Annotated in this window: 9 protein-coding genes; all 9 read left to right on the forward strand. The window is 42.7% G+C overall.

Features of this window, described 5'->3' with window-relative positions:
• The coding region (locus tag MUP17_11035; protein ID MCJ7459514.1) for a sulfurtransferase-like selenium metabolism protein YedF at window positions 1-199 on the forward strand (199 nt) is incomplete at its 5' end.
• A gap of 266 nt (window positions 200-465) precedes the next feature.
• Window positions 466-1,059: a class I SAM-dependent methyltransferase gene (locus tag MUP17_11040; GenBank protein MCJ7459515.1), complete on the forward strand. Its 594-nt coding sequence runs from the start codon at window positions 466-468 to the stop codon at window positions 1,057-1,059.
• On the forward strand, window positions 1,056-1,577 hold the full coding sequence (locus tag MUP17_11045) for an ECF transporter S component (GenBank protein ID MCJ7459516.1): 522 nt from the start codon (window positions 1,056-1,058) through the stop codon (window positions 1,575-1,577). The genes MUP17_11040 and MUP17_11045 overlap by 4 nt, the downstream gene beginning before the upstream one ends.
• Window positions 1,578-1,735: 158 nt before the next feature.
• Window positions 1,736-3,727, forward strand: a complete 1,992-nt coding sequence (locus MUP17_11050; protein MCJ7459517.1) for a response regulator — start codon at window positions 1,736-1,738, stop codon at window positions 3,725-3,727.
• Window positions 3,728-3,951: 224 nt separating this feature from the next.
• A complete protein-coding gene (gene thyX / locus MUP17_11055; GenBank protein MCJ7459518.1) occupies window positions 3,952-4,602 on the forward strand; it encodes an FAD-dependent thymidylate synthase in 651 nt (216 codons plus the stop codon).
• A complete protein-coding gene (locus MUP17_11060) occupies window positions 4,586-6,787 on the forward strand; it encodes a vitamin B12-dependent ribonucleotide reductase (GenBank protein ID MCJ7459519.1) in 2,202 nt (733 codons plus the stop codon). The genes thyX and MUP17_11060 overlap by 17 nt, the downstream gene beginning before the upstream one ends.
• A gap of 130 nt (window positions 6,788-6,917) precedes the next feature.
• The gene (locus tag MUP17_11065; protein MCJ7459520.1) at window positions 6,918-7,532 is read left to right on the forward strand and encodes a hypothetical protein; all 615 of its coding nucleotides are present in this window, start codon (window positions 6,918-6,920) and stop codon (window positions 7,530-7,532) included.
• Entirely contained in the window at window positions 7,525-8,274 is a 750-nt protein-coding gene (locus MUP17_11070) for a hypothetical protein (protein ID MCJ7459521.1), read from the forward strand. The genes MUP17_11065 and MUP17_11070 overlap by 8 nt, the downstream gene beginning before the upstream one ends.
• A 279-nt stretch (window positions 8,275-8,553) precedes the next feature.
• On the forward strand, window positions 8,554-8,922 hold the full coding sequence (gene acpS / locus MUP17_11075) for a holo-ACP synthase (GenBank protein MCJ7459522.1): 369 nt from the start codon (window positions 8,554-8,556) through the stop codon (window positions 8,920-8,922).
• The last annotated feature ends 231 nt before the right edge of the window (window positions 8,923-9,153 follow it).

The raw sequence follows: 9,153 nt of genomic DNA on the forward strand, positions 1-9,153 counted from the left end.
CGGAGTAAAGCTGGTCTCTGATGGCTCGATCTATCTTGAAACACTCGTCTCCCTGGAAAATTCAGGGGTAGAGGTACTTTCCTGCTCCACCTGCCTGAATTATTACGGGCTTACGGAAAAAGTCAAGGTTGGAAAGAAAAGCAATATGGCGGAGATCACGGGGATATTATTAAAATCTGAGGTCACAATCACTATTTAGTATGTTATAATCTGGTAGCCGCCCTACGGGCGCTTTTGAACTCATCCCTTGACCCCTTTTCTTAAAAAGAGAAGGGAAGGCATTCCCTCTCTTTATAAGAGAGGGATTAAGGGTAAGTTATTCAACTGCAAGCTAAAGTCCGAGAAGCCGGAGACTACGTCTGGTGCCCATACGGGCTGGCTGGCTCGTAGCCACCGTAGGACTTGCGACTACCGTTTATTTTTGCAGGGCTGGAAACCCTGCCTACGAGTTGTTACGGTTTAATTATGTCTAAAAGAGAATATTTTGACAGGTATGCTCACAAATGGGATCGGCTCTGTCATTTAGAGACTGAAGATAAACTGGAAAAACTCCTCAGATGCTTCAGACTCAAGAAAGGCTCACAGGTTCTGGATTTAGGATGCGGGACTGGTATTCTGTTTCCCCATATCCTGAAAGCCATCGGCAGGAAAGGCAGGGTTTTTGGGGTAGATTTGTCTGAACAGATGCTGCTGGAGGCAAGGAGGAAACATCGGGATGAAAATATCTTCCTGATCTGTGCCCCTGCGGAGAACCTTCCCTTTCTGCCGGAATCTTTAGATTATGTGATTGCTTTTGCTTCTTTCCCTCACTTTGAAAAGAAAGCCAAAGCTATCAAAGAGATTAGCAGGGTTTTGAAAAAGGGTGGGAGATTTTTCATCGCTCATCTGCTGGGGAGAAAAGAGTTGCGGGAGCATCATCGGTCATCTGGGGACATTGAGGTCATGAGGGATATTCTGCCGGCTGAAAAAGTTCTAAAGAGGATGTTAAAAAGGGAGGGATTTAAAAAGATAGTCATAATAGACAAACCTTCCTTATACATAGCCTGTGGGTCAAAATGAGAATCTCTGCAAAACAGATCAGCCTGAGCGGATTATTCATTTCGCTGGGAATAGTCGTTCCTTTTCTTTTTCATCAGTTCGGCTTGGCGGGCAGGATTTTTTCGCCGATGCATTTTCCAGTCTTTTTCGCCGGGATTTTGATTGGACCTTTAAGTGGTGCTGTGGTTGGCTTCTTATCTCCGATCTTAAGTTTTTTCCTGACTGGAATGCCGCCTCCTTATGCAGTCCCTTTGATGGCTTTGGAACTTCCGGTTTATGGACTTACTATAGGCTTGCTCTGCAGATATCTCAAAGCACCTCTTATAGTTAATCTGCTGGTTTCAATGGTCGCAGGCAGAATTGCATTCGCGCTTGGGATATTCATAATAGGGTCTTTTGTCAAACTTCCTGTAAGTTTTATCTCTTTCTTAGAAGCCTCTTTTATAACCGGGCTTCCGGGTATCTTTCTTCAGTTAATCATTATCCCCGCTTTAGCCATCAGGTTGAAAAAAATTCCAGCTTTTTCAGGAAAGCTCTAACTGATTTCAGAATAACACTACTCTGGTAGGTCAAAAGGTAAACCTAAAGGTTTACACTCCACTGTCTGGGATTCAATCAGAACAATTCTGTCATAAGTCTTTCTATGATTAAGCTTTCTATTATTTTTCCGAAAATAGAAGAATAGGGGGAGAAGAGTATGAAAAATATCCAGAATGAAATAAAAAAGATCGAAAGAAAAGACTGGCATCTCTGGATTTTGACTTCCGGGGTTTTTTTGAGCTTGGTTACCTTTGTTCTTCTTCTGATTTTCTATTCAGATGTGAGAAATTTATATGAAAAAGAGTTCTCCAGTTACACCTACAATCTTCTCTTCGTTGGGTTTACAGGCATATCTCTTCTTTTCTTAGCCTACATTCTCCTTAAAGAGAAATCCATAAAAAAGCTGCGTCAGGAGCTTTATAAAGAAAAGGTTTTCTCACAGTCCCTGGAAGAGCGGTTTCAAGAACTTAAAGCTCTATTCGAGGTCAGCACCTTGGTGAATTCCGAGATAGAGCTTTCTTTAATCTTAGATATGATCTCCAAAACAGTGCGGGATTACCTTCAGACTGACAGGTGCTCTGTTTTGCTCTTTGACAAAAAGAAAAAAAAGCTGGTCTGCGTGTCAGCTCATGGGGTCTCAAGTGAGAAGATAAAAAATACTGAGCTGAACCCGGGTGAGAGTGTAGCTGGCTGGGTTATGACCCACGGTGAACCCCTCCTCTTGGGAGATGAATTGCAGGAGGATAAGTTTAAAAACTTTGTCTCCAAGGAAGAGAAGATATCTTCTTCTTTATCGGTCCCTTTGAAGGTCAAGAATGTGGTAAAAGGTGTTTTGAACGTCTGTATGGTCAAAGGAGAAAGGAAATTCAATGAAATGGATCTAAAACTGGTCTCGATATTCGCCCAGAACGTTGCAGTTTCCATTGAAAAGACAGAGTTATACCAGGAGGTAAAAAAACAGGCAGAAGTTTTAGAAAAAACTTTAGAGGATTTGAAAAAGACCCAGGGACAATTAATTCAATCAGAAAAAATGAGGGTCTTAGGAGACCTGGCAGAAGGGATAGTCCACGATTTTAACAACATCCTCGGGATTATAACTGGCAGAGCTGAGCTTCTTTTGAAACAGGCTAAAGAAGAAGGACTTATAAAAGGGTTAATGTTAATCGAACAGGTAGCTAATGACGGGGCTGAGATAATCCGGAGATTGTGGGAGTATACCAAGATCGGGCAAGAGTCGATCTTCATTAAAGTCGATCTGAACAAGATACTCAGACAGGTGGTGGAACTGACCAGTTTCAAGTGGAAGGATGAAGCATTAGCCAGGGGGATTAACATCAATATCGATATGGACTTAAAAGAAATAAATCCTATTGCAGGTAACCCTTCGGAGATAAGGGAAGTATTTGTTAACTTACTCTTGAATGCAATAGAAGCGCTGCCAAAGGGAGGGAAGATCATTTTAGGCACCAGGATGGAAAACGATTATGTCTTAGCCTGGGTGAAAGATGCTGGCATTGGAATGAAAGAGGAGGTCAAATCGAAAATCTTTGAGCCTTTCTACACTTTGAAAGGAGAAAAAGGAATGGGTTTGGGCTTGACCATTGCATCCGGAATAGTCTCAAAACACCAGGGAACTATGTCAGTTGATTCAGAGTTAGGTGAAGGGACTTGCATCTGGTTGAAATTTCCGGTTTCCAGGAAAGCCCGGGAGGAAGAAGAAAAAATCACGGTTATCGATTTTCAGCCAGCCAATATCTTAGTAATTGAGGATGAGAAGAATATGCGGGACATAATCCTGGAGATGCTGAGCGAACAGGGTCATTCAGTTACCTTAGCTGTGGATGGAAAACAGGGGATTGAATTTTTCAAAAGAGGTATTTACGACCTGGTTCTGACGAACCTGTCTATGCCTGAAATGTCCGGCTGGGAAGTTATCAGGGAGATTAAATCAGCAAATCCTTATGTCAAAGTGGCATTGATGACCGGGTGCGGAACCCAGACAAAGGAAGAAGAGGCAAAGGCAAAGGGGGCTGATTTTTTGATTTCAAAACCTTTTAAAAAGAACCAATTGCTCTTCGCAGTTTCTGAAGCCATAAAAAAGAATAAGAATTTTTTACCTGAAGGAAATTTAATCTGTAAAAAGTCATAAAATTCTACATTTTGATATTCATATTTTATTGAAATACAAGATATTGTGTTTTTTTTCGATAAAATAAAAATTTTTCCTTGACATCATATCTACTTTACGATAGAATGGATTTGCAAAGATAAGAAAAATTTTGGTGACATCTCACCAATTTTTTATCCATAAATTTTGTCCAATTGAATCAGATTTATATACAGGGAAAACTGTCCAATAAAAAGGTTTAGAATATGAAAGTTGAGTTAATGGCTATAACTCCGCAGGCCGAAGATGTGATTGAAAAAGCCTGCCGCACCTGTTATCTTTCTTTTCACCGCTATAATCCTCCGTCATCCACTGAGGAGCTGATTAAAAAAGTCATCCAGAAAGGGCATCATTCGGTCTTAGAACATGCTTATGCCACCTTCAGGATCAAAGGCGGCTCAAGGGTTTTCACGCACGAGATGGTAAGGCACAGGCTTATGTCCCCTTCCCAGGAAAGCCAGAGGTATGTGGAGTACGGTAAAACCAAAGAATTTGAATTCGTAATCCCTCCCACTGTGGAGAAGACCCCTTTCAAGGATAAATTTAGAAAAACGGCTTTAGAACTAAAAGATTTTTATGAGGAGATGGTGAAAGCAGGGGTGCCAAAAGAAGATGCCAGATATATTCTACCGAATGCCACTGTCTCCGAGATAGTAGTATCTGCCAATTTCAGGGAGCTCAGGCACATTTTCGAGGTAAGATGTGTGGAAAGAGCCCACTGGGAGATCAGGCAGATCTGTTTGGAGATGCTTAAGATAATGAAAAAAGAAGCCCCCATAGCCTTCTGGGACTTTGTAATAGATGAGAAAAATAAAATAGCGCAGCGTGAGGAGGGAATAGATGCAAGGGATAACTGACCTTACTCCTAACTCTCTTAAAGTTTTGGAGAGAAGGTATCTTAAAAAGGACGACCGGGGTAAGATAGTCGAGACTCCGGAGGAGCTTTTCTGGAGAGTGGCTCTGGCAATTGCCCAGGTGGAGAAAATCTACGGAGCCAGTGATAGAGAAATAGAAAGATTAGCTCAGGAGTTCTATGCGCTGATGAGCAGACTGGATTTTCTGCCCAACTCACCCACCTTGATGAACGCAGGCCGACCCCTGGGGCAGCTTTCTGCCTGCTTTGTAATACCGATTGAGGATACAATGGAATCGATCTTCGATGCGGTGAAAAACACTGCGCTGATCCATAAAAGTGGAGGGGGTACCGGTTTTTCTTTTTCCAGGCTACGCCCCAAAAACTCGGTTGTGGCATCCACCTCTGGAGTAGCTTCCGGCCCGATCTCCTTTATGAAGGTGATAAATGCGGCAACTGAGGCGGTTAAACAGGGAGGCACCCGCAGAGGCGCCAATATGGGGATTTTAAGGGTAGACCATCCGGACATCTTAGAGTTCATCTCCTGTAAAGACGACCTTAGAGAGCTGACTAACTTCAATATCTCCGTGGCAGTTACCGAAGAATTCATGAAAAAAGTGGAAGAGGATGATTACTATGAACTGATAAACCCCCGTACAGAGAAACCATATTTGAAGGATGGGCAAGCGGTAAAATACAAAGCTAAAGAGGTTTTTGACCGGATAGTAGACCATGCCTGGAAAAGCGGGGAGCCGGGAGTTATTTTCTTAGACCGGGTTAACCAGTCTAACCCCACTCCCAAGGTCGGCACGATAGAATCAACTAACCCTTGCGGAGAACAGCCTCTTTTACCTTACGAAAGCTGTAACTTAGGCTCAATCAACCTCTCCAAAATGGTGAAGGCTGAGGAGGGTAAGAATTCGATTGATTGGGATAAGTTAGAAAAAACCATAAGGGTTTCAGTTCACTTTCTGGACAACGTAATCGATGCCAATAAATACCCTCTTTCCCAGATCGAGGAAATGACCCGGGCTAACCGGAAGATCGGGTTAGGAGTTATGGGCTGGGCCGACCTGCTCCTTTTACTTGAGATACCTTATGACTCAGATGAGGCTTTGGAATTAGGTGCCGGGGTTATGGATTTTATCCAGAAGGAATCACACCAGTATTCCTCAGAATTAGCTGAAAAAAGGGGGAATTTCCCCAATTGGGAGAAAAGTATTTTCTACGACAAGAAAATACCGATGCGAAATTCCACTGTCACTACTATAGCCCCAGCTGGCACCATTAGTATTATCGCCGGATGCTCCTCTGGTATTGAACCTTTATATGCGATATCCTATATCCGGACAGTTATGGACCAGACCAGGCTGATTGAGGTCAATCCCATTTTCGAGAAAAAGGCAAAGGAGTTGGGATTTTACACTCAGGAGCTGATGGAAAAAATCGCTGAAAAGGGTTCAATTCAGGACTTCTCAGAGATTCCTGAGGATTTGAAGGTAATCTATAAAACCGCTTATGATGTTTCTCCTGACTGGCACGTTAAGATGCAGGCAGAATTTCAGAAATTCACAGATAATGCGGTTTCCAAGACCATAAATTTGCCTAATAAGGCCAGCCTGGAAGATGTGAGGCAAGCCTATCTTTTATCCTATAGATCAGGGTGTAAGGGGATAACCATCTACCGGGATGGGAGCAGAAAAGAGCAGGTCCTGGCTACCAGGATGAAAGCCGAAGGTGAGGTAGTAGTCAAGGACCGTCCAGAGACACTAACCGGGATAACTGAGAAGATAAAGACCGGTTACGGGAACCTCTATATCACTATTAATAGCGTTAATGGTAAACCGTTCGAGGTTTTTGCCCAGATAGGAAAGTCTGGCTATTCCACTATTGCAGATACTGAGGCTATCTGCAGGCTCATCTCCTTAGCCTTGCGCAGTGATGTGGCAGTGGATAAGATCATCGAGCAACTGATAGGAATCGGAGGTTCTTCACCGGTTTTCGGAAATGGCGAGCTGATAATGTCGATCCCGGATGCGATTGCCAAAGTTTTGAAAAAACATTTTGGAAATGGTAAACGTGAGCCTATCAAGGACATAAACTTAGAATATTGCCCGGATTGCGGAGCCAAATTGGAATATAAGGAAGGATGCATTCTCTGCCGGGAATGCGGTTTTTCGAAATGTTAAGTCTTCTTAGGAATTAGAACGAGTAGGGGCGGAGTTTATCTCCGCCCTGAGAAGGGTGGAGGTCCCGCAAAACGGGATTTCACAATGCTCAACAATCTCCGCCCCTACGTAGATAGAATATAAACTTCAAATGGGATTTATTATACCAGCAGGAAGAACCTCTTCAGTAACCTGGGAAGGGAAAATTTTTCAGGTTCAGACCGAATTTGTTACCCGTCCCAATCCCAAGGTAGTCTCTTCTGTTATCCTGGACGGAAAACTGATTCATAAGGTAGAAAAACCTTGGAAAGGTGAAATCAAACCTGAAGAGCAAAAGGAGATAGAACAATTTCTGAAAAAAGAGCATGAGAAAGTAGCCCGGGCTTTAAAGAAAAATCCTTATGATTTCTTATCCGGAGGAAAAGAGGATTTTCAAAGCCAGGTTCAGAGGCTATCCGAGTTAAAAGAGATAGATAATCCTTTTATTTTGATGTATGACGGTTCGCTCCTTTTTCCGGATAAAAAGGACGAGGTTTTCCTGGACAAGTTCTCCAAAACGATAGCCCAGGCCCTAAGGCTTGCCTCAGCTCTAACTGATTCCTCCAAACTGGGCGAGGTCAGAGCCGGGATTTTAGAGTGCCCTCCAGACAGAGTCGTCTGGGTTTATTATAATGACAGGGTTTGGGCAGCTTTTCTGAAAAAATGGTCTCCCATAGATGAGACTATACAAAAAATGGGTAATCTGGTGGTGGAAACCTATGAATGAGATCCTACAGGAGATAAAATCAGTTCAGGGCGTAACCGGCGTTCTGGTATTAAATAAGAATGAGGGGGTTACTTATCAAGTCACCCCGGTCTCTTTTCCCAAAGACGGGTTGAAGGATATCGGAACGCGCCTTTCACGTCTGGCTAAGGCAAGCTCCACCGGAACGAGCTTAGAGCTCAGGTTTGAAAACGGCATGGCTTTCTTCTATAATTTAGACAAAGGAGCAGTTTTGATCTTCGGCCGTCCGGGCATGAACCTTTCAGTCTTAAACTTAGTCCTGAAATCTGCCTTTTTGTCCATTGAAAGGAAACTGTCAAAAAAGGGGGAGAAACCCTCATTCAGACAGGAGGAGAAAAGCTCTTTTTTCCTCGATAAAATCTACTTAGAGCATCTGGTTATCGTTTTGAACCAGATTGCTAAAGTTTACAAGGAAAAATTGGGCACTTATTCGGTTACCCAGAATCTGAGAAAGTCAAAAGAGGAGTTTTTGATAAAATTCGAGTTACTGCAGAACTTCTTTGTGGACAATAACGGGACAGTCTTACTAATCCGGGGAAAAGAGGAGGAAACTTCCGCTGATATCCTCAGAGCCTTTGCCCTGTGGATTTCCCATTTCATCCACCTTTGCTCGGTTCAGGAGCCGGAGATATTGACTGATATAAGGGGGCTGACATTTGGGCTGGAGGATAAGCTGGAGATGATGGGCTTCTACGAGACCTACGAAAAGCTAAAAAATGCTTAAGTGAAATAAAAACCCCTCCGTCCTTTAGGATGAAGGGGTTTTTTGGAAAGGGATAAGGATTTGAAAAAACGCTCTGTATACAATACGATAAAGGTTTTTTACAGCCGCCCGGGATCTTTTGCTTTCGCTCTCCCGAAGGATCATCGCGTACACTCAACCCCAGGGGACAACCTTCATAGCATCGCTGTTAAAGGTTTTTCAAATGATCCCTTTCCATTTTCATAATATATCTTAAAATGAAAAAAGCAAGTAAAATTTTCAAAGAATTTTCATAAAGCGATGATAGAATCGTTGGGCATAGATTTAATCGAGATCAAAAGGGTCAAGAAGGTAAAAGAAAAATGGGGTAAAAGATTTTTAGAAAGGGTCTATACTCCAAAGGAATTGGAATACTGTTTGAAGAAAAGGTATCCGGAAAATTCCCTGGCTGGCAGGTTTGCCGCCAAAGAAGCAGTGATGAAGGCTTTAGGCACAGGACTTTCCTCCGGGGTAAGCTGGAGAGAGATAGAGATTTTAAATGATAAAAAGGGAAAGCCGGAGGTTTTACTTTACGGCAAAACAAAAAAACTTTTGGGCAAGAAAAAGGTTTTGATCAGTATCTCCCATACCAAGGAGGATGCTATCGCCCAGGCGATTATATTAAAGTAGGGGCGTACGTCCCCTCTCCCTCTAAGGGAGAGGGGACAGGGAGAGGGTCACCCTCCCTTTGTCCCTCCCATCAAGGGAGGGAAGGGTGATACTCTGGAGTGTAAACCTTCAGGTTTACGAAATTATATTTACCAATTTTTTGATGGTTTTTAGATAAAGTTAAAGCTTTATTCTCCAATAATAACAAATAAAAGGAAAGGTCTAAAAAAATGGAACAAAAAAAGTTTGTAG

This window comes from Candidatus Zixiibacteriota bacterium, assembly GCA_022865345.1.
In the GTDB taxonomy this organism is placed as follows: domain Bacteria; phylum Zixibacteria; class MSB-5A5; order MSB-5A5; family RBG-16-43-9; genus RBG-16-43-9.

What these genes read in the sequence shown, in the direction of transcription:
- acpS (MCJ7459522.1), top strand. Translation starts at nt 8,554, where the DNA reads ATGATAGAATCGTTGGGCATAGATTTAATCGAGATCAAAAGGGTCAAG.
- MUP17_11070 (MCJ7459521.1), top strand. Translation starts at nt 7,525, where the DNA reads ATGAATGAGATCCTACAGGAGATAAAATCAGTTCAGGGCGTAACCGGC.
- MUP17_11065 (MCJ7459520.1), top strand. Translation starts at nt 6,918, where the DNA reads ATGGGATTTATTATACCAGCAGGAAGAACCTCTTCAGTAACCTGGGAA.
- MUP17_11040 (MCJ7459515.1), top strand. Translation starts at nt 466, where the DNA reads ATGTCTAAAAGAGAATATTTTGACAGGTATGCTCACAAATGGGATCGG.
- MUP17_11045 (MCJ7459516.1), top strand. Translation starts at nt 1,056, where the DNA reads ATGAGAATCTCTGCAAAACAGATCAGCCTGAGCGGATTATTCATTTCG.
- MUP17_11050 (MCJ7459517.1), top strand. Translation starts at nt 1,736, where the DNA reads ATGAAAAATATCCAGAATGAAATAAAAAAGATCGAAAGAAAAGACTGG.
- MUP17_11060 (MCJ7459519.1), top strand. Translation starts at nt 4,586, where the DNA reads ATGCAAGGGATAACTGACCTTACTCCTAACTCTCTTAAAGTTTTGGAG.
- thyX (MCJ7459518.1), top strand. Translation starts at nt 3,952, where the DNA reads ATGAAAGTTGAGTTAATGGCTATAACTCCGCAGGCCGAAGATGTGATT.